Here is a 23,981-nt window from a genome sequence, read left to right as displayed (position 1 = left end):
GACACCCGAAGATGCTCCGCCAGAGAGGCTGGTGAATCCGCTGCCCGGGGAAGAACCGTGGCGGACAAGATCCCCGGGTAAACCCAGTGACCGTCGCAGCCGTTCCGTTCTCCGCCGCCGTGGCAACGAGAGGTAACACTACACAGGCTCCGGGGGCCTCGCCAACCGTGGTTCCTCCCGGGCGTGTCGGCCCGGGAGCCCCCGTCGGCGGCGGGGCTACTCCGCTGCAGCGAGCTGCCCGCAGGCCCCGTCGATCTCCTTGCCGCGGGTGTCGCGCAGGGTCGTCGGGATACCCGCGGCGTTGAGCCGGCGGACGAACTCGTCCTGCACGTGCACCTCGGACGAGGTCCACACGGAGCCCGGTGTCGGGTTGAGCGGGATCGGGTTGACGTGCACCCAGCCCTTGCCGCGCTTGTTGAGCTTCTCGGCGAGCAGGTCCGCACGCCAGGCGTGGTCGTTCATGTCCTTGATGAGCGCGTACTCGATCGAGACACGACGGCCCGTCTTGACGTAGTAGTTGTGCGCGGCGTCGATCGCCTCGTCGGCCTTCCAGCGCGAGTTCACCGGGATGAGCTCGTCGCGGAGTTCGTCGTCCGGGGCGTGCAGCGACAGCGCGAAGGTCACCGGGATGTTCTCGTCCGCCAGCTTGAGGATCGCGGGCACCAGCCCGACGGTCGAGATCGTGATGCCGCGGGCGCTCATGCCGAGGCCGTTCGGCTGCGGCGCGACCATCAACCGCACGGCGTCCATCACCCGCTTGTAGTTGGCGAGCGGCTCCCCCATGCCCATGAACACGATGTTCGTGACGCGCTCGGCGTCGACGCGGTCCTTGCCGCCCTTGCGGGGATCGCCCCCGAGTTCCCCGGCGGCGATGGCCGCGTTGGCCCGGACGATCTGCTCGATGATCTCGGCGGTGGACATGTTGCGGGTCAGCCCCGCCTGGCCGGTGGCGCAGAACGGGCAGTTCATACCGCAGCCGGCCTGCGAGGAGACGCAGAGCGTGATGCGACCGGGGTACCGCATGAGCACCGACTCGACCAGGGCGCCGTCGTGCAGCTTCCACAGGAACTTGATCGTGTCGCCGTTGTCCGTCGCCAGCCGCCGGGTCTCGGTCAGCAGGGGCGGCAGCATCCCGGCGACGAGCTGCTCGCGCTGGGCGGCCGGCAGGTCGGTCATCTTGTCCGGGTCGGACGTGTAGTGCGTGAAGTAGTGGGTCGCGAGCTGCTTCGCGCGGAAGCCCGGCAGCCCGAGTTCCTTGACGCGGGCCTCGCGCTCCTCGGCCGTCAGGTCGGCCAGGTGCACGGGCGGCTTGCCGCGCTTCGGCGACGCGAACTGCAGCAGCGGACGGCCGTCGGTGTCGGTCGCCTGCTTCCAGCCCTCGGTGCGCGGGCGCACCTGCGGACGAGCAGACTGCTGCTGTTCGAACGGGGTACGGGTGTCGGAAGCCATCAGGCCAGGATACGGGAGGCCCGTGACACGTCGGTGCCGGACCCTCCGGTGGCCGGGATGGTCACCATCCACGGCCCCGCCTGCGTCGGGTCAGCTGCCGGCGGGCAGCAGGCGCGCGAAGTGGTGCGCGGCCGAGTACATCGGCACGATGTCGACGACCTCGCCCGGGTGCGGTGCCTGCAGCACGAGTCCCTGGCCGAGGTACAGGCCGACGTGGTCCTCGTCGTCGTACACGACCATGTCGCCGGGCAGCGCCTCGGACTCGGGGATCGTCGTCGCCGCGGCGTCCTGCGTCGGGACGTAGTGCACGAGCGGGATGCCGACAGCCGCGTACGCGACCATCGTCAGGCCGGAGCAGTCGATGCCCTCGTGGCTCGCGCCACCCTCGACGTACGGGTCCCCCATGTACTGCAGGGCGGTCTCGACGATGGTGGCGCGGTCGCCGCCGGCGGACAGCGCCGCCGAAAGGGCCGACTGCGCCTGGGCCGTCGTCACCCCGAAGCGCAGGTCGAGCGTCGGGTACGAGACGACCGTGGTCGTGGTGGTCATGCCGTCGGTCGTGACGACGGGGACCTTGACGTCGTGCGCCACGGTGAAGGTCTGCGCGGCCTGCGAGGTCGTCGTGCCCTGCTGCGTCTCGGCCGGGGTCGCCGCGTTCGCCGGCACGGCCAGGGTCAGGCTCGAGGTCACGGCGATCGCCGGTGCGAGCAGGATCGCGGCACGCTTGGCGTTCGCGGTGCGGCGGATGTGCCGCGGGTCGACGGCCCGCTCGGCACGCAGGACGGCCTTCCGGCTCAGCACGGCCGCACCGGCGCTCGAGGCGACCGGGAGCGGACGCGGCTGCATCCGGACGGTGCGGGTCGGCTTCGGGTGCTCCACGAACGTGGCCCGGGCAGCAGCGGGACCGAGGGCCGAGCGACGACCACGGGGACGGGACGGCTGCGGCTGCGGAGACGCCGGAGCGGGTTCCACCGCGGTGTGCGGGGTCCCTCGCGAGGGCTGTCGGTCTTCGGCTGCTGCAGGCAGGGCGTGGCGTCCCATGGGTCCTTCCGGGTCGGGACCGCTGGGCGATCCGGAAAGTAACGTATTGGTCACGGGGCGGATCGAGGCTGGGCAGTCGCGGAGTGTTCCTGCGGCTCGTCACAGGAACGGGCGGTCCTCGCAGGTCGCTCAGATGCGGCGGATCCGCGCCCAGGGGCCTGAAGACCCGGCCTCAGACGGACGCGACCCGCATGACGGCGGCGATCCGGGCCTCCCGGTCGGAGGACAGGCGGTCGAGGCGAGCCGCCAGCGCCACGACGGACGCGTCGACCGGGGCGTCCCCCGAGATGTCCCCCGGTACCGGGACGCCCGCGCGGACCGCGAGCGGCAGCACGCCGGCCCAGACCGCGTGGTCCTCGCCGTCGTCCGCGGCCTCGCCGTTGCCCTGGAACCGGACCTTCACGCTCGCGCGATCGAGGGGCAGCTGCAGGACCTGGGTGGCGCGGACCTCCTTCGGGGTCATTTCGCGGACCTCGTCGCGGCGGCCGGGCATGAGGTGGTCGGAGACCTGCCAGAGCGCCTCGGTGCGGAGCTCGGGCGGCACCACCGTCGCGGCGCCCGCGATCATCGCACTGCGGTAGTTCGCCGAGCTGTCGAAGGTCGAACGGGCGAACACGAGCCCGTCCAGGTGCGTGACCGTCGCTGCGACCTGCACGCCGGTGGCACCTGCTTCGAGGAACAGGCCGCCGCCGGTCGAGCCGTGCAGCAGCAGGACCGGGCCGGCGCCGAGGTCGCCGACGCCGCACAGGAAGGGCAGCACGATCGGGTGGCCGCCGCGGACGAACCCGACGTGGGCGAGGTGGGCCTCGGCGAGGATCGCCCGGAGGACGGCGGGGTCGTCGGACTGGCGCTCGCGGATGCGTCGGACGCGCAGGTCGGGGCCGTCGACGGGGGTGGGGGTGCTCATGCTGGCCACGCTAGGTTCGACAGTGGTCCAGTGCGTGGACCAGATCGAGGTGATCGTGGTGGACCAGTCCGGCAAGACCGCAGGGGTCGTCGCCCGCATCCGGCGGATGGTCCACGACGGCACGCTGCGCGAGGGCGATCCGCTGCCCTCGACCCGGGCGTTGGCCGCCGAGCTCGGCGTCGCACGCGGAACGGTCGTCGCCGCGTACGACCAGCTCGACGGCGAGGGCTGGATCCGGACGCGGCACGGTGCGGTGGCGCGGGTCGTCGCGTCGGCTGGCACAGGCGGCGTGGCGAGCATCGGCGGCCGGGGCGGCGCCGTTGGGGGATTGCTGCCAGCGTCGGACCCGGGTGCGACGGCGATGGCCGCTGCCGCCGCCCGGACCATCGACTGCCGCCCCGGGGTCCCCGCCGTCACCGCGATCGCGCAGCGGGACTGGCGCGCAGCCTGGCGGGCGGCGGCCGACGCCCCACTGCGGAACGCGGTCGCGGACCCCCTCGGCACGGTGGAGCTCCGCGCGCAGGTCGTGGCGCAGCTCGGCCTGAGTCGCGGGTTCGCCCCGTCGGTCGACCGGGTGCTGCTGACCGCGGGGACCTCCGAGGCGTTGTCACTCGTCACCGAGGCACTCCGCGTGCGCCTCGGTCGCGCCCCCGTTTTCGCGGTCGAGGACCCGGGGTACCGGACCGGTCAGCGTGCGGTGCTCAGCGCGGGCGGGACCGTCGTCGGCATCCCGCTCGACGACGACGGGATGGACCTCGACGCCCTGACCGCCGCACCGCCGGTCGACGTCGTGCTCGTCACGCCGACGCACCAGTACCCGCTCGGTTCGGTGATGCCGGTGGCGCGACGGCAGCGGCTGCTCGCCTGGGCTGCGGCGACGGGCACGCTCGTGGTCGAGGACGACTACGACTCGGAGTTCCGGCACCGCGGCAGCCCCGTGCCCGCACTCGCAGCGCTCGACGCCGACGGGGTGGTGCTGCACGTCGGCGGGTTCTCGAAGACGCTCGACCCGCGGCTGCGCTGCTCCTACGTCGTGCTGCCCGGGGCGGCAGGTGTACCGGTCGGGGCCGGATCCGTGGCCGGGGTCACCGACGCGGTGCTCGGTGCCCGTCGCGCCCGCGGCGCGGTCGTCGCCGAGCCCGTGCAGGTCGCGCTCGCGCACCTGCTCCGGACCGGCGCGCTCCGCCGGCACCTCGGGCGGGTCCGGCGCGACTACACGCACCGTCGCGCCCGGATCGCGGCCCGGCTCGACGACGTCGTCGGACTGGAGGCCCGTGCCCTGACCGGCGGACTGCACGCGGTGGTCGTGTGGTCCGGTCCGGCGACGGGGCAGGAGGTCGCGGCGCGGATGGCCGGTGCCGGCGTGCTCGTCTCGACGCTCGAGGAGTACGGGATGGCTCCGGGCAGCACCCCGGCCGGGCTCGTGCTGGGGTACGGGGCGGTGACGGTGCCGGAGCTCGACCGTGCGCTGGACGCGCTGATCGCGTCGGTCGAGCGGACCGAGACCGTTGCGTGACCCTGGTGTTCTTGGTGCCCCGGTGCGCTCTGGCCGCCGGACGAGTCGCGATCAGCCGCCGGACTGAGCGGTCGCCACCACGTTCGAACCGGCCTGCTGGCACGCGGTGTTCAGGGTGCGCCCGACGAGGTCCCACTCCGCACTGTCCTGGAGCGCCGGCCCCGACGTGGGTGCCCGGTGGGCGTCGAGGTACTCGTGCGCGTAGTCGATGGCATTGTCGAGCCGCTCGTCGCTGCTCGACAGGTGCTCGTACCCGAAGCGCTCCGCCGCGATCAGCGCCTCGTACTGCGCATCGGTCAGGGCACCGCGGGAACGACCGTCCGAGGCGTTCAGGGCGATCGTCGACAGCGCGCTGATCTGCCCGCAGACGGCCGCGGCGCTCCGGTCCTCCTCCATCGGGTCCACCGTGGGGGACGCCGCCGGTGCGTCGACCGCTGCGTCCGCCGACCGAGCGCTCGACGAGGTCGGCGTCGGTGTCGACGAGGCGTCTGCGGAGCAGCCGGACAGGGCGAGGGACGCGAGCAGCGCACCGGCGACGACGGGCAGCGCGAGTCGGAGGGAAGCCATAGCCGCCATCGTGGCAGCGCCGTGGTCACGCACGGGGCGTCGTGTCGAGATCGAGACCTCGTCGATACCGGATCGTGAGCAAGCGGGCGAACCGGTGGTCAGAGCTGCTGCAGGTGTGCGCGCACCTGTGCTTGCACGGCGGCGGCGTCGCGGTGGTCCCAGAGCGCGAAGTGCGTGCCACCCGGCAGCGTGACGAGCTCGGCGCCGGGGATCGCTGCGGCGGCGCGGGTGCTGTCGTCCGGCCGGACCTCGGTGTCGGCGTCGCCGTGCACCAGGAGCGTCGGGGCTCGGACGGCTCCGAGGTCGAGCGACTCGACGGCCGCGAGCTGGCGCACGTCGTTGTCCCAGCCGGCGCGTCGGGGTCCGGAGGCGTTGCCGGTCCGGGCGAGGCCGAGCAGGAACGCCCGCCGCACCGGGTCGGCCAGCACGCCGGCGACGTGGTCCCGCAGGGCACCGCCACGCAGGGTGCTCACGCCGGCCACCGCAGCGCGTGCCGCGGCAGCCGGGGCGATGCGCGCAGCGGCCGATGCGAGACCGGCGCCGAACGCAGTGTCGGTCACGAGTCGTTCGGCCGGTCCCGCCGACCCGGGGACCCAGCGACCGGACACCCCGGAGGCGACGGCGAGCGCCCTGGTCCGATCCGGGTGGCGGACCGCCAGTCGGTACGCGGCCGGAGCACCACCGGACCAGGCCAGCACACCGACCCGGTCGATGCCGAGGTCGTCGAGGACCCCGGCGAGCTGGTCGGCCTCGTCGTCGATCGTGGAGTGGTCGGCGTCGAGCCGGGTGCCGAGGTAGCCCGGTCGTGAGACCGTGACCACGCGGAAGTCCTCGGACGGCAGGAACGTCGCCATCAGCTCGGCGACGTCGATGCCACCGGGGCTGCCGTGCAGGACCAGTACGGGGACGCCGCTGTCGGAACCTCGGGTCCCGACCTCGACGCCACGGGTGACCGCTCGGGTCGAAGGGGGCATGAGCCGACGATACTGCTGGCCCCCATGCGGCGTCGGTGGCGGGGTCAGCGGGCCTCGGGGCGCGCGGAGCCGCGGGTGCTCACGAGGTCGGCGAGGGACGGTTCGGCCTCGTCGGTGGGCACGGCCCAACCACGTCGGGCGGCCTTGCGGACGAGACGGTAGGTGGTGACCTGGACGGGCTCCACCCCGTCGGCGGATTCGTAGTTCGTCATCGTGGTTTCTCCCTGAATAGCGAGTGGTTCGCTGCAGCCGAAAGTACCCGGACGCCGCACCCCCGGACGGGGGCCTGCGTTCCATGGCCAAAGGCCGGAGAGCGCGACGATCGGGCTCACGCACGCCGGCCTGACGGGGCTGCGCCGGGCCTCCCGGTCGGGGTGCAGGTGCGTCCTGCGAAGGCGACAGATCTCGTCGGCCGCGTGCCGTCACGTCCGCAAGAGCGACAGTGTGCCGCGAACCGTTGGCGGCACACTGTCGCTTTCGCGGAACGCCGCGGTCAGAGGCTCGTCATGCCGCCGTCGACGCGGAACTCGGCGCCCGTCGCGTAGGACGACTCCGCGCTGGCCAGGTAGACCATGATGCCGGTGACGTCGTCGGGGGTGCCGGGGCGACCGAGGGGCGTGCGGGCGACGATCGCGGCCCGCGCTTCGGGGTCGCCGGAGATCGCCGAGACGAGCCCGGTCTCGGTGTAGCCCGGCACGACGGTGTTCACCCGGATGCCGTCCCGCGCGTAGGCCATCGCGGTCGCGCGGACGAGCGAGTGGATGCCGCCCTTGGTCGAGGAGTAGGCCGCGAAGTCCGCACCCTCGCCGTTCAGCCCGGTTGGTGAGCCCGTCGCGATGATCGACCCGCCGCCGCCGGCCGCGAGCATCGCCCGGACGGCGTGCTTCACGGTCAGGAACGTGCCCGTCAGGTTCACCGCGACCGTGCGGTTCCAGGTGTCGAGCGAGACGTCCGCGACCGCAGCGTCCTGGCCGAACAGTTGCACGCCGGCGTTCGCGACCACCACGTTCGGCGTCAGGTCGCGCTCCGCGAGGGCGGCGAACCCGGCCGCGACGCTGGTCTCGTCGGCGATGTCCATGGTGAGCGGCAGCGCGAGCGCGCCGGCTGCCGCTGCTGCGGTGCCCGCCGCCGTCGCGTCCCGGTCGGCGTAGACGACGCGCGCTCCCTCGGCGACGAACCGGTCCGCGATCGCACGGCCGATGCCGGAGCCCGCCCCCGTGACGAGTGCGGTCCTGTGGTCGAGTCGTGCGGTCATGCGGGAGCTCCGTCCTGGGAGCGTCGTCGCTCCACGGACCCATCATTGCCCAACCGGTTGACCGGTGGTAGTCATGAGCCATGACTGTGACGTCGATGGGCGCTGTGACGTCGATGGGCACTGTGGTGTCGATCGGTGCGTGGCGGTTCACGCTGCGCGGTGCCGAGCTCGCCGACCTGGCGTACGACGGCGAACCGGTGCTGCGGGCGATCCGCTTCGTGACGCGGGAACACGACTGGCGCACCGCCGACGACACCGTGCTCGCCCAGATGACCGACACGGATGCCGACAGCACGAGCGGGCGGCTCCGCATCGAGGCCAGCGCCAGCTACGACGACGCCGAGGTGCTGCGGTACGTCCTCGAGGTCACCGTCGACGGCCCCACCCTGCACGTCGACGCGGTCGGCACCACGACGACGCCGTTCCGCCGCAACCGCATCGGCTTGGTCGTGCTCCACCCGCCGACCCTCGCCGGCGTGCCCGTCACCGCGCGGCACCCGTCCGGCACGGTCACCGAGGCCGTGTTCCCGACCTGGATCGCGCCGCACCAGCCGGCCGCCGACCTGTCGGGGCTGGACTGGTCGACGGGTCGGGTCGCGCTGACGCTCGACCTGGCCGGCGACGTGTTCGAGACCGAGGACCAGCGCAACTGGACCGATGCCTCGTTCAAGACCTACTCGACGCCGCTGTCCGAGCCGTTCCCCGTCGCGCTCGACGCGGGCTCCGTGGTCCACCAGTCGCTCACGCTGCGCGCGACGACGGACGACCGACCGGGAGGCACGGCCTCCCCCGCCCCGGACCTCGCGTTCCTGGACGGGCCGGCTCCCACCGCCGTGGTCACCCCGCCGCCGACGCTCCAGCTGCTCGCTGCCTCGGCCCCGGCGGCTGCGCGCCCTGCCGACGCGCGCCCGGCCGCGGTGCCGCTCGATGTGCCGGTCTTGGTGGAACCCGTGCTCGGCGATCCGAACGTCCGGGCCGTGCTGGCATCAGCTCGGCGCGACGCTGGTGGCGGGCCGCTCGACGTCCGGTTCGTCACCGACGACCCGGACGTGCTGCGTGCCGCGATCGACGACGTGCTCGACTCGGGCGCGGTCGTGCGGATCGGCGCGTTCGACCCGACCTCGCACGTGACGACCCCGGCGCTGCAGCGGGCCCTGCGCGACGCCGCGGCTGCTGCCGGCGACCTCGAGGTCGTGGCGGGCACCCGCGCGCACTTCACGGAGTTGAACCGGACCGTCGACCTGTTCCGCGACTGGGACGGGCCCCTGACGTTCAGCGTGACGCCGCAGATGCACGACCGGTCGCCCGAACAGGTGACCGAGTCGATCCGGATGCAGCGCTGGGTGGTGATGAGCGCCTCCAGGCTGGCCGCCGGCAGGGCGCTGCACGTCGGACCGGTGACGCTGCGGCCACGGTTCAACGCGGTGGCGACGTCCGCGCGCCCGCCGGTGACCGATGCGACGGTCGAGGCCGGGTACGGGCCGCAGTTCGTGGCGGACGCGACGGATCCGGCGCAGCACTCGGCGGCGGCGCGGGCGTGGTTCGCGGCGTCGGTGGAGGCGCTGACGGTGCCGGGGGTCGCCTCGATCACCCTCGCCGAGGCCTGGGGACCCCGCGGCGGGCGGCTGCCGGGATAGCGGGCGGTGAGTACCGCGAAAGCGACAGATTCCCGCCGATGGTCGGCGGGAATCTGTCGCTCTGGCGGGTCAGACGAACGTCAGCGACGGACGGCGTCGATCTTGAGCATCTTCGCGATGACGCTGTCGAGCTCGCTGTCGTCGAAGACCTGCTTCCAGTCCTCCTTGATGAGCTTCTCGCGGCCGTAGCCCATGGCGATGTGGCACGCGTCCGAGAACGGGTTCGAGCCACGCAGGCCGTTGGTCAGCGCGATCCAGGTGTGGCCGTAGAGCATGGCGCGGGCGGCCTCGCGGGGCACGCCGACACCGGTGACGGTCTCCTCGAGGGCGTCGTTGAGGAAGTCGCCGATCATGCAGGCGATGGTCTCGACGAGGGTCGGCTCGAGCACGGCGAGCTGCTTCACGGTGACCCAGTGCACCTGGATGACGGGCGCGTACATGGTGGTGATGACGGCCTCGGCGATCGCCTTGGCGCGCTCGTCCTGGTCACCGAAGGACTCCGACGCGTCGAAGGCCGCGATGACCTCCTGCGGGGCGGCGATGCCCCCGAAGGTGTCGTCCCACTCGGCCTTGGTGGTGCGCTCGAGGAACACCGACGGGTGGCACGGGTGCGCCACGGCGTAGTGGATGTCCTCGCGCTTGGCGAGCAGTCCGGCGTAGGCGGCGGCCGGGTCGAGCGTCAGGATGCTGGCACCCGACTTCATGACCGGGACGAGCTGCTCCGAGATGGTGCCGAGCAGGACGTCCGGCACGGCGAGGATGACCACGTCGGCGACCTTGGCGGCCTCGACGCTGTCGGTGAGTGACCGGCCGAGGGCATGGATGCGCTCCTGCCCGGCGGGCGAGGCCTCGCTGTAGAGCGTCGTGTACTCGCTCTTCGCGAAGTTGTTCGAGACGCGGGTGCCCATCTTGCCGCCGGCACCGATCACGGCGACGGTGACGTCGGCCGTACCGGATCCGGCAGCGACGGTGTGGGGGGTGGTGACGGTGTCGGTCATGATTCCTTGCTCCTGATGTGCTCGATGGTGTGTTCGGTCCACGCCGCCTCGATGCGGGTGGTGGTCTGTGCGGGCGTCTCGCCCGGTCGTGGTTCGGCGCCCGCGTGCTCGTCCTGCCACGGCAGCCAGAACTCGATGACGCGGTTGATCCCGCGGGTGTCGGGGTCGATCGCGGCGCGGATGCTGTCGTGGTCGACGACCCCGGTGCCCATCGGGACGCCGGTGTACTGGAACCCGACCCACCCCGGCGACCGGGTGAACCCGGAGTCCTTGACGTGCCAGTTGACGACGTGCGGGGCGGTCATCGCGACGACGTCGGCGGGGTGTTCGAGCCGTGCGACGGTGTTCGCCGGGTCCAGGCAGATGCCGAGGTGGTCGGAGCCGATCGCCTGCACGACCGCCACGAGGTCGGCGGTGGCCACGAACTCGTAGGTCTCGAGGGCGAGCGTCACCCCGGCCGCCTCGTAGGCGGGGAGCGCCTGGCGCAGACGGCGTTCGGTCTCGGCGGCGTCCGGCTGGTCGTCGCCGCTCGTCCACATCGACCGGACGAGCGTCGCGCCGAGCACCTGCGCGATGTGCAGGTACCGAGCGAGGTGCGCCGGGTCGGTGCCGCGGGTGCCGACCTCGAGCGTGAGCCCGAGATCGTCGGCCAGCGTCCGGATCGCGGCCAGCCGGTCGTCCGACGCGGTGTCGAGCGGCAGGTGGTCGCAGATCTGGAACAGGTCGACGCCGTCGTGGGCCGCAGCGTCGCGCAGGGCGTCGTCGAGGGACAGCGGTGCCGGCACACGGTCGGACATGCGCCAGAAGTAGGCGTAGGTGGAGAGGCCGAGCAGGGAGGTCATGCGGTCGCCCCCAGCGCCTCGGCTTCGTCGAGGATCGTGCGGATCGCCTCGGGGTCGTGGGCGAAGCGGCCGAGGAACAGGCCGCCGATACGGCCCTGTCCCCGGGTGAGCAGGCCCGGCCCGGCGCTGCCGCCGTAGATGACGACCGAACCGGTGAGCTCCGGGCGGTTCGCCAGGTGCTGCTCGATGCCCGCGAGCACCGCGATGATGTGCTCGTCGGGAGCGGGCTGCGGTGCGCCGATGGCCCAGACCGGCTCGTAGGCGGCGATGACCCGCCCGGCGAGTCCGTCGGCTACCGCCGTCGCGACGAAGCGGTCGAGCTGCGCGGTGACCTCGGCGACGGCAGCGGACGGGTCGCCGTCGGCCGCGCGGTCGGTCTCACCGATGCAGATGAGGGGACGCAGGCCGTTGCGGAAGGCGGCGTCCACCTTGCCGGCGATGTCCTGGTCGGACTCGTGGAACAGGGAGCGCCGCTCGGCGTGCGCGATCTCGACCAGGTCAACACCGACCTCGCGGAGTTCGCGGCCGGACACCTCACCCGTGAAGGCACCCTCGTCGGCCCACGCCAGGTCCTGCGCGCCGAGGAGCACCGGGGTGCGCTCGAGCACGGCGTGCACCGGCACGAGCGACGGGAACGTCGGGATGACGAAGAGTTCGACGGCGCCGGACTGCACCGCCGGGTGGGTCCGGGCGATGTCGGCCACGGCGGCCGCCCACTCGAGCGTCCGGGCGTGCCCGAAGTACATCTTGAGCGACACCCCGATCGTGATCGGGGCCGCCGCCGTGGTCGCCGGCATCAGGCGTCGGTCCCGACCGGGGCCGAGCCGTCGTAGGCACAGATCGCGGCGACCTTCGACGCGCTGGCGGAGGACGGGTCGAACGTGTAGCCCAACCACTCCTTCGCCATCCGGCGGGCGACCTCGACGCCGACGACCCGCTGGCCCATGCAGAGGACCTGGGCGTCGTTCGACAGGACCGAACGCTCGACGCTGAACGAGTCGTGCGCGGTGACGGCGCGGATGCCGGGGACCTTGTTCGCCGCGATCGCCACGCCGAGTCCGGTGCCGCAGATCAGGATCGCCCGGTCTGCCTCGCCGTTCGCGACCAGTCGTGCTGCGTCGACCGCCACGTGCGGGTACGCGGTGTGCCCGTCCGCATCGACGCCCACGTCGGTGACGCTGACCACGCGCGGGTCCTTCGCGAGGTCGGCCTTGATGATCTCCTTGTAGTCGAACCCGGCGTCGTCCGAGCCGACGACGATGCGGAACTGCTGCTCGGTCATGGGGGCTTCCTTACTTCTCGGCCAGCGTCGCGAGGACCGCGGCGGTGATCAGGGCGAACGAGATCGCGCCGGCGTCGGGGGTGCCGACCGCGTCCTCGCCGTGGGTGCGGGCGCGGCCCATCTTCGGCAGCAGGTCAGCGGTCGCGTCGGCGGCGGCCGTCGCCGCGACGGACGCGGCCGACCAGGCACGGACCAGGTCGTCGCCGGCCTCGACGCGGTCGGTGAGGACCTGGTCGAACGGGACGATCGCGTCGACCATGGTCTTGTCGCCGGGGACGGCTCCGAACGCGAGGACCGCCTCGGTGGCGGCGTGCACCGCGCTCTGGACCGTGGCGGCGGTCGGACGTGACGCGTCGCCGAGGACGCGACCCAGTGCCTCCAGGGCGGCTCCCCAGATCGCGCCGGACGTGCCACCGGCCTTGTCCGACCAGGCGTCTCCGGCGATCGCCAGGACGCTCCCGGCGCCGGCGCCGCGCGTCAGCGCGTCCGAAGCGGCGCGGTCCGCGGCGGTGGAGCCGCGCTGCATGCCGATGCCGTGGTCGCCGTCGCCGGCGACGGCGTCGATCCGACCGAGCTCGTCGGCGTGGTCGTCGATGGTGGTGCGGATGGCCGTGATCGCCTCGGCGACCCGGGCGGCGGACGCCTGCGACGCCTCGGTGCCGGGCGTGACCGGTGCCTGCTCGTCCGCGGCGAGGGCCTCGGGTGCGACCGGCTGTTGCGGGACGGCACCGCCCTTGCGGAACGCGGGGCTGTCGGCTGGGGCGCCCCAGAGCTGCTCGAGTTCGTCGTCGAGCCAGAAGAGCGTCAGCGAGACGCCGGCCATGTCGAAGCTCGTGACCAGTTCGCCGACCTCGGGCTCGACGACGACGGCACCGGCCGCCGCGAGCCCGCGCTGCACGGCGCCGAAGACGACGAAGAGCTCCTCGTACTTGACGCTGCCCAGGCCGTTGAGGATCGGGACGACGCGTGCCCCGTCGACGACGACACCGGATGGCAGCTCGGTGAGCAGCTTGTCGACGAGCAGGTCGGCCAGTCCGGACGCGGTGGGGACGTCGGCCTCGGCGATGCCGCGTTCGCCGTGGATGCCCATGCCGATGGCCATCCGGCCCTCGGGGACGGTGAAGAGTGGTTCGTCGGCACCGGGCAGGGAGCAGCCGGAGAAGGCGACGCCGAAGCTGCGGGTGCGGTCGTTGGCGCGGGTCGCGATCGCGGTGACCGCGTCGAGGTCGTCCCCGCGTTCCGCTGCGGCACCGGCGACCTTGAAGACGCAGAGGTCACCGGCGATGCCACGACGCTTGTGGGCTTCGGCGCTCGGGGCGGAGGCGACGTCGTCGGTCACCCGCACGGTGCGGACGTCGATCCCGCTGTCGGCCAGTGCCCGCGCCGCGGCGTCGAAGTTGAGCACGTCGCCGGCGTAGTTGCCGTAGCTCAGCAGCACGCCGCCGCCGTGCTCGGACGCCTTCGCCACCGCCGTGACCTGCTGGGCGCTCGGGCTGGCGAAGAGGTTCCCCATCGCCGCACCGGCTGCCAGACCGTGCCCGACGAGTCCGCCGAAGGCCGGGTAGTGGCCGGAGCCACCGCCGACGACGAGCGCGACGGTCCCCTCGGGGCTGGTGGTCGAGCGGGCGACGCCGCCGTGGACCTTGCGGACCCGGGCCTGGTTCGCGGCCACGAAGCCGTCGACCATCTCGTCGGCGAAGTCGGCCGGGTCGTTGAACAGGCGGGTCATGCGTGGCTCTCCTGGGTCGTGGTCGTCGTGGCCTGCGCCGCAGCGTCGGCGTCCCGTCGTTCGTTCCGCTTGGTGTTCCGACCGAGCACGAACATCAGCACGCTCGACAGCACCATGAAGAAGCCGACGATGAACATCGGGACCTGGTAGCCGCCGGTCCACCCGCTGACGACGCCCGTGATGTACGGGGCGGCGAACCCACCGAGGTTGCCGATCGTGTTGATGAGCGCGACTCCCGCGGCAGCGGCGGCACCGGTCAGGAACTGCGTCGGCACGGTCCAGAAGTTCGGCAGCGCGGCGAAGATCGCACACGCGGTGACCGCGATGACGGCGATCGTGGCGGCCGGGCTGTTCATGTAGAGCGCGACCGGGATGCTCAGGCCACCGACGAGCGCGGGGACTGCGATGTGCCAGACCCGGACGCCACGGCGGAAGGCGTCACGCGACCAGAAGTAGAGGACGACCGCGGCGGGGACGTACGGGATCGCCGTGATCATGCCCTTCTGGAACAGGTCGAACGTGGTGCCGAACTGCTCCTGGAAGCCGTCGATGATCGTCGGCAGGAAGAAGCTCAGTGCGTAGAGGCCGTAGATGAAGCCGAAGTAGACCGCGGCGAGCATCCAGACGCGGCCGGAACCGAAGGCTGCACGGAGACCGCCCTTGGCGTGCCCGCCTCCCCCGCCCTTGGCCTTGTTCTCGGCTGCGAGGGCACCCTCGAGCCACAGCTTCTCGTCCTCATCGAGCCACTTCGCCTGCGACGGCTTGTCCTTGAGCACGAAGAGGCACAGGACGCCGACGATGATCGCCGGGATCGAGACGCACAGGAACATGAAGCGCCAGCCGGCCAGGCCGCCGAGCATGCCCTCGTGGGTCATCAGCCAGCCGGCGAGCGGGGAGCCGATGACGCTCGTCAGGGGCTGGGCCAAGTAGAACAGCGCGAGCATCTTGCCGCGGTGCCGGGCGGGCACCCACGTCGACAGGAACAGGATCGCGCCGGGGAAGAAGCCGGCCTCGGCGATGCCGAGCAGGAAGCGCAGCCCGACGAGCTGCGGGTAGTTCTGCACCCACGTGAAGAGCAGCGAGACGATGCCCCACGTGATCATGATGCGCGCGAGCCAGATGCGCGCGCCGAACTTGTGCAGCGCCAGGTTGGAGGGCACCTCGAGCACGAGGTAGCCGATGAAGAACACGCCGGAGGCGAACCCGAACTGGGCGGCGGTCAGACCGAGGTCCGCCTCCATGCCGTTCGGGGCCGCGAAGGAGATCGCGGTGCGGTCGAGGAAGTTGATGAAGAACATCAGTGCCACGAACGGCACGATGCGGATCGCGATCTTGCGGATGGCCGTCTTCTCGACGACCGAGGTGGGGATGCCTCGCGTGGCGGGGATGTCCACGATGACTCCTGCTCGGTGGGGGTGGTACGACTCCGACCCGTGCTGCTGCGCCCGGACGGAGCGGGCGCATCGGTGCGCCTGGTCCAGTGTGCGGACTCAAATCCGACTTGTCAACCGGTTGACCAAACCATTCCCAGTGCCTCGAAGCCCAACCGGTTGACCGAACGGTACGCTCACTGCATGCCCGCGTTCAGCCCGGACGACCCCCTCAACATCCGACTCGAACTCGAGTCCGTGCCCGCGGGGTCGCCCGCCTCCGAGGTCGCCCGACAGCTCGTGTCCCTGCTCACCGCGGGCGAGCTGGCCCCCGGTTCGCGACTGCCGTCCGAGCGGATCCTGGCCGAGCGGCTCGGTGTCGGCCGCTCCGCCGTTCGCGAGGCCCTGGCGGCCCTCGAGATCCTGGGGATCGTGCAGATCCGGCCCGGCTCGGGCACGTACCTGCAGGGCGGCACCTCGGACCTGCTGCCGACGACGCTGTCGTGGGGCCTCATGCTCGCGTCGAACCGCACCCGCGAGCTGCTCGAGGTCCGGTCGTCGCTCGAGCGCACGGTCGCGATCCTCGCCGCGCAGCGCGCCACGCCCGAGCAGGTCGCGGAGCTCGGCGAGTACCTCGTCCGGCAAGAGGCCACGCTCGACGACCCCGAGGCCTTCATCGACGCCGACGTCCGCTTCCACGTCCTGCTCGCCCGGGCCGCGGGGAACGACGTGCTCGGCGACCTGCTGCAGAGCCTGCGCTCGATGCTCAGCGTGTGGGTCGGCCGCCGCGTGCAGACCCGCCAGGCCACGGAGGCCGCCTACGACGAACACCGCGCGATCTACGAGGCGCTCCGGGCCGGCGACGTGCCCGCCGTGCAGCGTGCGATGGACGAGCACATGGCCACGGCGAGCGCCCGCATCGAGAACGCGGAGCCCATCCCTCCCGCCGAGTAGCGGGGCGCGTGCGCTTCGTGAGCAGAAATGGTCGGGTCCGTGGCGCCGACCCGACATCTTCTGCTCACGATCGGGCGGCCGGGAGGCGCGGTGCGGGTCCGCCTCGCACCGTGCGACGTTGCCGGGGCGGCAACAGGGCTTGGGTCGGGCCCGGCGGGTGCGCTGGAGTGGGCGGATGCATGCACACGAGACCACCACCGATGGCGTCGGCTCGGCCCGCGACTGGTGGGAGCAGCGGTACGCCGAGCGCGACGGGATCTGGTCGGGCCGGGTGAACGCGGTGCTGGCCGACGTCGCCGGGGCGCTGCCGATGGGGCGCGCGCTCGACCTCGGCTGCGGTGAGGGCGGCGACGTCGTCTGGCTCGCCGAGCAGGGTTGGGACGCACTCGGGGTCGACCTTTCGGTGACGGCGATCGAGCGCGGTTCGCGGGCGTCCGTGTCGGCCGGGGTCGAGGAACGGACGGCGTTCGTCGCCGCCGACCTCGCCACGTGGGAGACGGCTGCGCGCTTCGACCTGGTGACGGCGTCGTTCCTGCAGTCGTGGCCGGTCGAGATCCCCCGCGCGGAGATCCTGCACCGGGCGACCGGGTTCGTCACGGTCGGCGGGCACCTGCTCGTCACCGCGCACGCCGCCCCTCCGCGCGACGACCTGCCGGCCGAGATGCGGGAGTACCGGTTCCCGACGCCCGACGAGGACCTGACGGCCCTGCAGCTCGACGGCTCGTGGGACGTCGTCGCCGACGAACTCCGGCCGCGCACCGCGACGACTCCCGACGGCGACCCGCACGAGGTCCTCGACAGCGTGGTGCTGGTCCGCCGCGCGCGCTGACGACGGCTGCAGCGCCGGACGGTGCAGCGCCGGACGGTCAGCGCGGGAGTGGGACCGCGGCGTCGAACGCCTGCACGACACGCGCCACCACCTGGGCGGGCGGGGTGTCCCAGATCGCCTGGTTGAAGAGCTCGACCTCGACGTCACCGGTGTACCCGGCAGCGACCACCGCGTCCGTCACCGGCCCGAAGTCGACGTGGCCGTCACCCGGGTAGCCCCGGGACAGCAGCGGGTCCGCCGCGATCGGGGTGGTCCAGTCGCACACCTGGTACGACGCGATCCGCCCGGCAGCCCCGGCGCGGGCGATCGACCCCGCGAGCGCCGGGTCCCACCACACGTGGAACGTGTCGACCACGACCCCCACGGCAGCGGCCGGGAACGGCGCCGCCAGGTCGATCGCCTGCGCGAGCGTCGACACCACGGCACGGTCGGCGGCGTACATCGGGTGCAGCGGCTCGACGGCGAGCTGGACCCCCGCGTCGAGGGCGTGCGGCACCAGGTCGGCGAGCGCATCGGCCACCCGGACCCGGGCGTCGACCAGGTCGCGCGACCCCTCGGGCAGTCCCCCGGCGACGAGCACGAGCACGGGCGCCGAACCGGGTGCTCCGGCCGCGGCGAGGGCGGCGGTCTCGTCGATCGCGCGGCGGTTGTCGTCGAGCGCCTGCTGCCGCGCGGTGCCTGGCGGGAGCGTGAAGAAGCCTCCGCGGCAGTGCGACGACACCCGGAGCCCGGAGTCCGCGACCATCCGGACGGCCTCGGCGAGACCGACCTCGGCCACGGGCTCCCGCCAGGTGCCGATGGCTCCGACGCCGGCCCCGGCCACGGTGTCGAGCGCCTGCCGGAGCGGCGCGTACTTGATCGTCGCCTGGTTGACCGACAGCCGCGGATGCGGCGCAGCACCGGCGGACCGGACCGGCGTGACGGCGTCCGCCGCGGTCGTCACGCGACCACCTCGGCGACGGTGCGGTCGGCGGTGGGTGATCCGGGCCTCCCGGTCGGCCGTGTCTCCACGTCGGCCACCGCGAGCAGCGAGTGCCAGCGCGAGGCGGCGAGGTCCGGGTGTTCGAGGGCGCCGCAGGCGTTCGCGAGCCGGACGGTCTCGGACAGGTGCGGCAGGGAGCGGCCGGCGTGCTGGCCGCCGACCATCTGGAAGGCGGGCTGGTGGCCGTTCAGCCAGGCGAGGAACGCGATGCCGGTCTTGTAGTGCCAGGTCGGGGCGCTGAAGACGTGGCGGGAGAGCGCCTCGGTGGGGGCGAGGAGGGTGCGGTAGGCGGTCTCGTCGGGCAGGGCCTGGACGGCGGCGGAGGCGATGGGGGCGATGGCGGTGAAGGCGCCGAGGAGGGCGTCGGAGTGGGCTCGGCCCCGTGCTCCGGCTCGGTCTCCGGCTCGGTCTCCGGCCCGGTCTCCGGCGATCAGGTCCACGTAGTGGAAGTCGTCGCCGGTGAACATCCGGGCGGTCGCGGGCAGCTGGGAGCGGAGGGCGACCTCGGCGCGGGCGTTCAGCAGGCTCATCTTGATGCCGGAGACCTTCGGCCCGGCGTCGCGCATGATGTCGAGCACGGTGTCGGGGCCCTGCTGCCCGCCGAAGTAGCCGGCGAGGGCGGGGTCGAAGGCCTCCCCCAGCCAGTGCAGGACGACGGGGGCGCTCGCCCGCTCGACGACCTGGCCGTAGACGCGGCGGTAGGTGCTGGCGGCAGCGTTGCTGCTGGGGCTGTCGCTGTCTGCGCGCTGCGCGAGTCGGGCCAGGTGGCGGCTCGCCATGAGCACGACGCCGGCGCCGGCGTCCTCGGCGTGGTGGAGCTGGGCGACGTAGGCGTCGACGACCTGCTGCTCGGTGGGCAGGTCGTCCCCGTCGTCCGGCAGGTCGTCCGTGTTCACGCCGACGACGAGGCGGCCGCCGACGGCGTGCGCCTCGCGGGCGCTGCGGGTGATGAGCTCGCTCGTCGCGGTCGGGTCGAGGCCCATGTTCCGCTGCGCGGTGTCCATCGCGTCGGCGACGCCGAGTCCCCACGACCACAGGTGGTGGCGGAACGCGAGGGTGGCGTCCCAGTCGAGGTCGGCCGGGGCGCCGGGGGTGTTGTCGGCGGCGGCGCGCGGGACCACGTGGGCGGCCGCGTAGACGAGGCGCTCGGTCAGGGGCGCGGTCGGCTTGGCGGCGGCCGTGACTGCCGGCGGGTTCAGGGTCGCCCGGCTGGTCGAGCCGTCGGCGGCGAGGAGGGTGAGGTCGGTCATGCGCGTGCGCCGACCGTTTCGGTGTGCTGGGCGACCTCCGGTGTCTCGACCTGGAGGCGCGGCTCGGCCCCTGTGCGCAGGTGCAGCTCCGGCAGGTCCACGCGTCGACCCTCGGCGCTGGACCGCAGGCCGGCCTCCGCCAGCGCCACGCCGCGGGCACCGGAGAGCAGGTCGTAGGGGTGCGGGCGGCCGGCGACCAGGTCCTGCAGGAAGTCCTCCCACTGGGCGCGGAACCCGTTGCCGAACACCTCGTTGTCGGGGACCTCGAGCCACTGCGCCTTGTAGTCGCGGTCGTCCCGCAGGTCAGGGTTCCACACCGGCTTCGGCGTCGCCGTTCGTGGCTGGATCCGGCAGCCGAACAGTCCCGCGACGGCGCTGCCGTCTGTGCCGTCGACCTGGAACTCGACGAGCTCGTCACGGTCGACCCGGACCGCCCAGCTCGAGTTGATCTGCGCCGTGATGCCGCCGGCCAGGTCGAAGACCCCGTAGGCGGCGTCGTCCGCGGTCGCCGGGTACTCGTGACCCTGCTCGTCGGTGCGCTGCTCGATGTGGGTGACGGCGCGGGCGTACACGGACTCGACGCGGCCGAACAGCTGCTCGAGCACGTAGTTCCAGTGCGGGAACATGTCGACGACGATCCCGCCGCCGTCCTGCTGCCGGTAGTTCCAGCTCGGGCGCTGTGCGGTCTGCCAGTCCCCCTCGAACACCCAGTAGCCGAACTCGCCGCGGACGCTGAGGACCTTCCCGAAGAACCCGGAGTCGATCAGGCGGCGCAGTTTCCGGAGGCCGGGCAGGTAGAGCTTGTCGTGCACGACGCCGTTCGGCACCCCGGCCTCGGCGGCCAGACGGGCGAGTTCGAGCGCTTCCGAGGAGGTCTCGGCGGTCGGCTTCTCGGTGTAGACCGCCTTGCCGGCAGCGATCGCCTTGCGCAGGGCGTCGGCACGGGCGCTCGTGACGGCGAAGTCGGCGAAGACGTCCCAGCGCGGGTCGGCGAGGGCGGCGTCGAGGTCGGTCGTCCAGTGCTCGAGGCCGTGGCGGGTGGCGATCTCCTCGAGCTTCGCGGCGTTGCGGCCGACCAGGATCGGTTCGAGCTGCACGCGGGAGCCGTCCGGCAGCCGGAGTCCGCCGTCCTCGCGGATGGCCAGGATCGACCGGACGAGGTGCTGGCGGTAGCCCATCCGTCCGGTGACGCCGTTCATGATGATGCCGATGGTGCGCGTGGTGGTCAACGCGTGCTCCCTTGCTCGCTGTGGCCTGCTCTCCGCGTGGTGGAAAGCGCTTGCCCGGAACCGTACACCACGCCCGGCGCGCTGCAGTAGTACCCGAACACGAACGCACACGCGCGGCCGGGCCCGGCGGCGGCGGCCCGCGCCCGAGGTTCCGAAATCTTGGAGTCTCGGGGCGCTGAGCGGCATTCCGTGGAACCTCGACGCCGAACCCGCGGCATGTTGTGGAACCTCGACGCCCCGGGCGTCGGCGTGTCGTGCGACGCTCCGCATTCGCCGGTGGCCGATGGGGACCGCCTGGGACGCCCCCGACCGCGCCATCCGAGGTTCCGAGATCTCGGAACCTCGGAGCGCCAGGCGGCACTCCGTGGAACCTCGGAGCGCCAGGCGGCACTCCGTGGAACCTCGGCGCCGAACCCGCGGCATGTTGCGGAACCTCGACGCCCGGCCGACGGCGTGTCGCGCGCCCTCGAGCCCGACCAGCCGCCGGCGCCACACTCCGTGAGCAGAAAAGGTCGAGTGGCGGCGCCGGACCCGACCTTTTCTGCTCACCAAGCGCGAGCGCCCCGCCCCCGCCGCGCTACCGCGCCGTGCTCGCGCGCAGCACGACCTCGCCGTCGATGGCACCGTCGGCCTCGAGACCCAGCGCCCGCCGCACCGCCCGCTCCCCGATCTCCTCGAGCGGGAGCCGCACCGTGCTGAGCGCCGGCACGACGTCGGCGAGCATCTGCACGTCGTCGAACCCCGCGACGCCGACGTCCACCCCGGGGACGAGCCCGCGCTCCCGGATCGCCGCGACCGCCCCCACCGCCATCAGGTCGGTGACCGCGAACACGCACCGCGGCAACGTCCACGCGCCTCCCGCCGCCCGGTCGAGCAGGGTCACCATCGCCTGGTACCCGCCGTCGCGCGTGAACGCCGACGGCACCACCGAGTCGTCCGGCACCCGGATGCCGTGGGCGGCGAGTCCTGCGACGAAGCCCTCGACCCGCGCGTGCGCCGTGGCCAGGTCCGGATCGCCGGACAGGACGGCGAACGAGTCGTGCCCCTGCTCGACGAGCGCTCCCGCCAGGGCCGCGGCACCGCTGAGGTTCCGGATGACGACCCCGTGCACGCCGGGCACTCCGGCCGCGGCACCGTCGAGGTCGGACACGAGCGCGGACACCCCGGCACCGGCGGCGACGAGCGCGCCGACGGCAGCTGCGGAGTCCGACGCTCCCGACGTCTGCCGGGCACCGAGTCGACGACTCACGGCGAGCACCACGGCCCGCGGTCGGAGTCCGGCGACCACCCCGAGCACCGCGGCCTCGCGCGAGGGGTCCCCGCCGGTCGAGGTGATCGTCACCACGAGCCCGGCGTCGTCGGCAGCCCGGATCGCCCCGGCGGCGATCGCGGCGAAGTAGGGGTCGGCGATGTCGCCGACGACGAGCGCCAGGGTCGTGGTGGTCCCGCGAGCGACCGCCTGCGCCTGCACGTTGGCGGTGTACCGGAGCTCGTGGGCGGCGGCCTGCACACGGTCCACCGACTCCGGTCGGACCTTCCGCGTGCTGCCGTTCAGCGCCCGCGAGGCGGTCGCGAGCGACACGCCTGCGAGCTCGGCCACGTCGGCCAGGGTGACGGTGCCTCGCTCGGGCATGTCGTGCCTCCAGTCCGGTCCGCGCCGTGCGCGGTCTGTGGTGAGGATAGCGATTTCCCGGGAGGCCCGACCAGCGTCCGCGCCGCCGGCGCGGCCTTCCGAGACGGCTGGTCACATTGTCAGAACATCGCGCAGGAAAGCGCTTGCCATGAGCGCTCACGTCGTGTAGACCTGGGGTCCTCGGCCGAGACACCCCGAACGCTCGCCCACGGCAGACGCCAGTGGTCCCGAACGAAAGCAGTGACGATGAAGTCATCCAAGAGAATGCTCGCGCTCGCCGGCGGCATCGCCGCACTGGCCCTGTTGAGCGGCTGTGCCTCCGGCAGCTCCGGCGACGGCGGCAAGGTCGATCAGCTGACCTTCTGGCTCTCCACCTCCACCGCGCAGGAGAAGGGCTACCAGGACCTCGCCACCGCGTACGAGGAGAAGACCGGCGTCACGGTCAAGATCGTGAACCTGCCGTACGACGGGCTGCAGACCAAGCTCCGCGAGTCCGCCCAGGCGAACTCGCTGCCCGACGTCGTGCGCGCCGCCGGCATCGACCCGATCTGGACCGGCAAGACCGTCGACCTGGCCTCGATCGTCGACGACGACGCGAACAAGATCGACCAGGACATCATCGCGAAGGACGACGACGGCAAGGTCACCTCGATCCCGTCCGACGTCACCGCTGCCGGCCTGTTCGTGAACAAGTCGCTGTTCGAGAAGGCCGGCGTCGACTACCCGACCGACCCCGCGAAGGCGTGGACCTGGGACGAGTTCCTCACGGCCGCCGACGAGGTGAAGGCGAAGACCGGCGCGAAGTACGACATGGTGTTCGACTCGTCGCCGTCGCGTCTGCGTGCCTACATGTTCACCAAGGGCACCGACTTCATGCAGCAGGAGAAGGACGGCTCCTTCCCGACCGACGCGAAGACCGTCGACGCACTGCAGGACTTCGCCGACATGAACGACGACTCGCTCATGCCGAAGTCGGTGTGGACGAGCGGTCAGGACCCGAACGCCCTGTTCAAGAGCGGTCAGGTCGTCGCGTACTTCTCGGGCGTGTGGCAGTCGTCGGACTTCGCGTCGAACATCACCGACTTCGACTGGGCGAGTGCCGCCACCCCGGCCGACCCGACCCACGCCACCGAGATCAACTACGGCGGCAACATCGTCGGCTTCGAGAACTCGGACGCCCGCGGTGCCGCCGCGAAGAAGTTCATCGACTACATGTACGACCCGACGAACTACGCCGAGCTCGTGACGACGAACGGCTTCCTGCCGGTCGAGACCGGGCTGGACATCCAGTACCCGTTCGAGTCCCAGGCGGCCAAGGACTCCTTCGCGCTGTACCAGAAGGAGATCGACGCAGCCGACCCGATCTCGAGCTCCTACGCCAAGGAGAGCGCGAAGTGGGCGGTCGAGGGCAAGGAACTCGGCACCGATCCCACCACGGCCGAGGTCGGCAAGCTCATCAACGGGCAGCAGTCGGCGAAGAAGACCCTCGAGACGATCACGAAGTACTACGAGGAGCACGTCGGCTGACGGAACGGGG

22 protein-coding genes are annotated in these 23,981 nt (G+C 72.5%); 5 read left to right on the top strand and 17 right to left on the bottom strand.

Annotation, left to right across the window (positions count from 1 at the left end; all coding sequences use genetic code 11):
* Positions 1 to 216: 216 nt before the first annotated feature.
* From rlmN to EDF48_RS17770, 3 genes are all read right to left on the bottom strand, one after another.
* Positions 217 to 1,449 (bottom strand): 23S rRNA (adenine(2503)-C(2))-methyltransferase RlmN, encoded by a 1,233-nt coding sequence (rlmN, locus tag EDF48_RS17780; protein ID WP_111086542.1) that lies wholly within the window; start codon positions 1,447 to 1,449, stop codon positions 217 to 219.
* Between the two features lie 90 nt (positions 1,450 to 1,539).
* Complete coding sequence (locus EDF48_RS17775; RefSeq protein ID WP_132100794.1) at positions 1,540 to 2,328, bottom strand: C40 family peptidase; 789 nt, start codon at positions 2,326 to 2,328, stop codon at positions 1,540 to 1,542.
* Positions 2,329 to 2,662: 334 nt separating this feature from the next.
* Entirely contained in the window at positions 2,663 to 3,397 is a 735-nt protein-coding gene (locus tag EDF48_RS17770; protein ID WP_131881687.1) for a pyridoxamine 5'-phosphate oxidase family protein, read from the bottom strand.
* Between the two features lie 34 nt (positions 3,398 to 3,431).
* Here EDF48_RS17770 and EDF48_RS17765 point away from each other — a divergent pair, with 34 nt between their 5' ends.
* A complete protein-coding gene (locus tag EDF48_RS17765; protein ID WP_165932460.1) occupies positions 3,432 to 4,913 on the top strand; it encodes a PLP-dependent aminotransferase family protein in 1,482 nt (493 codons plus the stop codon).
* Between the two features lie 51 nt (positions 4,914 to 4,964).
* Here EDF48_RS17765 and EDF48_RS17760 read toward each other — a convergent pair whose 3' ends face one another.
* From EDF48_RS17760 to EDF48_RS17750, 4 genes are all read right to left on the bottom strand, one after another.
* Positions 4,965 to 5,480, bottom strand: a complete 516-nt coding sequence (locus tag EDF48_RS17760) for a hypothetical protein (protein ID WP_131881683.1) — start codon at positions 5,478 to 5,480, stop codon at positions 4,965 to 4,967.
* Between the two features lie 98 nt (positions 5,481 to 5,578).
* On the bottom strand, positions 5,579 to 6,454 hold the full coding sequence (locus EDF48_RS17755) for an alpha/beta hydrolase (protein ID WP_165932459.1): 876 nt from the start codon (positions 6,452 to 6,454) through the stop codon (positions 5,579 to 5,581).
* A 44-nt stretch (positions 6,455 to 6,498) separates the two neighbouring features.
* Entirely contained in the window at positions 6,499 to 6,666 is a 168-nt protein-coding gene (locus EDF48_RS19245) for a hypothetical protein (protein WP_159572230.1), read from the bottom strand.
* Positions 6,667 to 6,947: 281 nt separating this feature from the next.
* Entirely contained in the window at positions 6,948 to 7,709 is a 762-nt protein-coding gene (locus EDF48_RS17750; RefSeq protein WP_131881679.1) for an SDR family NAD(P)-dependent oxidoreductase, read from the bottom strand.
* A gap of 80 nt (positions 7,710 to 7,789) precedes the next feature.
* Between EDF48_RS17750 and EDF48_RS17745 the strand changes: the two genes are divergently transcribed.
* Positions 7,790 to 9,346, top strand: a complete 1,557-nt coding sequence (locus EDF48_RS17745; protein ID WP_131881677.1) for a hypothetical protein — start codon at positions 7,790 to 7,792, stop codon at positions 9,344 to 9,346.
* An 80-nt stretch (positions 9,347 to 9,426) separates the two neighbouring features.
* Here EDF48_RS17745 and EDF48_RS17740 read toward each other — a convergent pair whose 3' ends face one another.
* From EDF48_RS17740 to EDF48_RS17715, 6 genes are read right to left on the bottom strand one after another with little or no spacing between them, the layout of a single operon-like run.
* Positions 9,427 to 10,344 (bottom strand): phosphogluconate dehydrogenase C-terminal domain-containing protein, encoded by a 918-nt coding sequence (locus tag EDF48_RS17740; RefSeq protein ID WP_131881675.1) that lies wholly within the window; start codon positions 10,342 to 10,344, stop codon positions 9,427 to 9,429.
* Positions 10,341 to 11,186, bottom strand: a complete 846-nt coding sequence (locus tag EDF48_RS17735) for a sugar phosphate isomerase/epimerase family protein (RefSeq protein WP_131881673.1) — start codon at positions 11,184 to 11,186, stop codon at positions 10,341 to 10,343. Before EDF48_RS17735 ends, EDF48_RS17740 begins: the two co-directional genes overlap by 4 nt.
* Entirely contained in the window at positions 11,183 to 11,983 is an 801-nt protein-coding gene (locus EDF48_RS17730; RefSeq protein WP_131881671.1) for a triose-phosphate isomerase family protein, read from the bottom strand. The genes EDF48_RS17735 and EDF48_RS17730 overlap by 4 nt, the downstream gene beginning before the upstream one ends.
* On the bottom strand, positions 11,983 to 12,468 hold the full coding sequence (locus EDF48_RS17725; protein ID WP_131881669.1) for a ribose-5-phosphate isomerase: 486 nt from the start codon (positions 12,466 to 12,468) through the stop codon (positions 11,983 to 11,985). Before EDF48_RS17725 ends, EDF48_RS17730 begins: the two co-directional genes overlap by 1 nt.
* A gap of 10 nt (positions 12,469 to 12,478) precedes the next feature.
* Positions 12,479 to 14,197 carry a dihydroxyacetone kinase family protein gene (locus EDF48_RS17720; protein WP_131881667.1) on the bottom strand — a complete coding sequence of 573 codons (1,719 nt, stop codon included), beginning with the start codon at positions 14,195 to 14,197 and terminating at the stop codon, positions 12,479 to 12,481.
* Complete coding sequence (locus EDF48_RS17715; protein ID WP_131881665.1) at positions 14,194 to 15,591, bottom strand: MFS transporter; 1,398 nt, start codon at positions 15,589 to 15,591, stop codon at positions 14,194 to 14,196. The genes EDF48_RS17720 and EDF48_RS17715 overlap by 4 nt, the downstream gene beginning before the upstream one ends.
* Before the next feature lie 180 nt (positions 15,592 to 15,771).
* On the opposite strand from EDF48_RS17715, the gene EDF48_RS17710 reads away from it, so the two are divergent.
* A complete protein-coding gene (locus EDF48_RS17710; protein ID WP_111086527.1) occupies positions 15,772 to 16,521 on the top strand; it encodes a FadR/GntR family transcriptional regulator in 750 nt (249 codons plus the stop codon).
* Between the two features lie 175 nt (positions 16,522 to 16,696).
* Positions 16,697 to 17,350: a methyltransferase domain-containing protein gene (locus EDF48_RS17705; protein WP_131881664.1), complete on the top strand. Its 654-nt coding sequence runs from the start codon at positions 16,697 to 16,699 to the stop codon at positions 17,348 to 17,350.
* Positions 17,351 to 17,387: 37 nt separating this feature from the next.
* Here the strand turns inward: EDF48_RS17705 and EDF48_RS17700 are convergent, their stop codons facing one another.
* From EDF48_RS17700 to EDF48_RS17685, 4 genes are all read right to left on the bottom strand, one after another.
* Positions 17,388 to 18,293 carry a sugar phosphate isomerase/epimerase family protein gene (locus EDF48_RS17700; protein WP_131881662.1) on the bottom strand — a complete coding sequence of 302 codons (906 nt, stop codon included), beginning with the start codon at positions 18,291 to 18,293 and terminating at the stop codon, positions 17,388 to 17,390.
* A complete protein-coding gene (locus tag EDF48_RS17695) occupies positions 18,290 to 19,582 on the bottom strand; it encodes a DUF993 family protein (protein ID WP_131881660.1) in 1,293 nt (430 codons plus the stop codon). The genes EDF48_RS17700 and EDF48_RS17695 overlap by 4 nt, the downstream gene beginning before the upstream one ends.
* Positions 19,579 to 20,781 (bottom strand): Gfo/Idh/MocA family oxidoreductase, encoded by a 1,203-nt coding sequence (locus EDF48_RS17690; protein WP_243698136.1) that lies wholly within the window; start codon positions 20,779 to 20,781, stop codon positions 19,579 to 19,581. The genes EDF48_RS17695 and EDF48_RS17690 overlap by 4 nt, the downstream gene beginning before the upstream one ends.
* Positions 20,782 to 21,388: 607 nt before the next feature.
* A complete protein-coding gene (locus EDF48_RS17685) occupies positions 21,389 to 22,444 on the bottom strand; it encodes a LacI family DNA-binding transcriptional regulator (RefSeq protein WP_131847558.1) in 1,056 nt (351 codons plus the stop codon).
* Between the two features lie 246 nt (positions 22,445 to 22,690).
* Here EDF48_RS17685 and EDF48_RS17680 point away from each other — a divergent pair, with 246 nt between their 5' ends.
* Positions 22,691 to 23,971 (top strand): extracellular solute-binding protein, encoded by a 1,281-nt coding sequence (locus EDF48_RS17680; protein WP_165901506.1) that lies wholly within the window; start codon positions 22,691 to 22,693, stop codon positions 23,969 to 23,971.
* Positions 23,972 to 23,981: the final 10 nt, after the last annotated feature.

This window comes from Curtobacterium sp. PhB191 (genome assembly GCF_004346515.1).
Classification (GTDB): Bacteria; Actinomycetota; Actinomycetes; order Actinomycetales; family Microbacteriaceae; genus Curtobacterium.
This window is presented reverse-complemented; position numbering and strand designations above follow the sequence as displayed.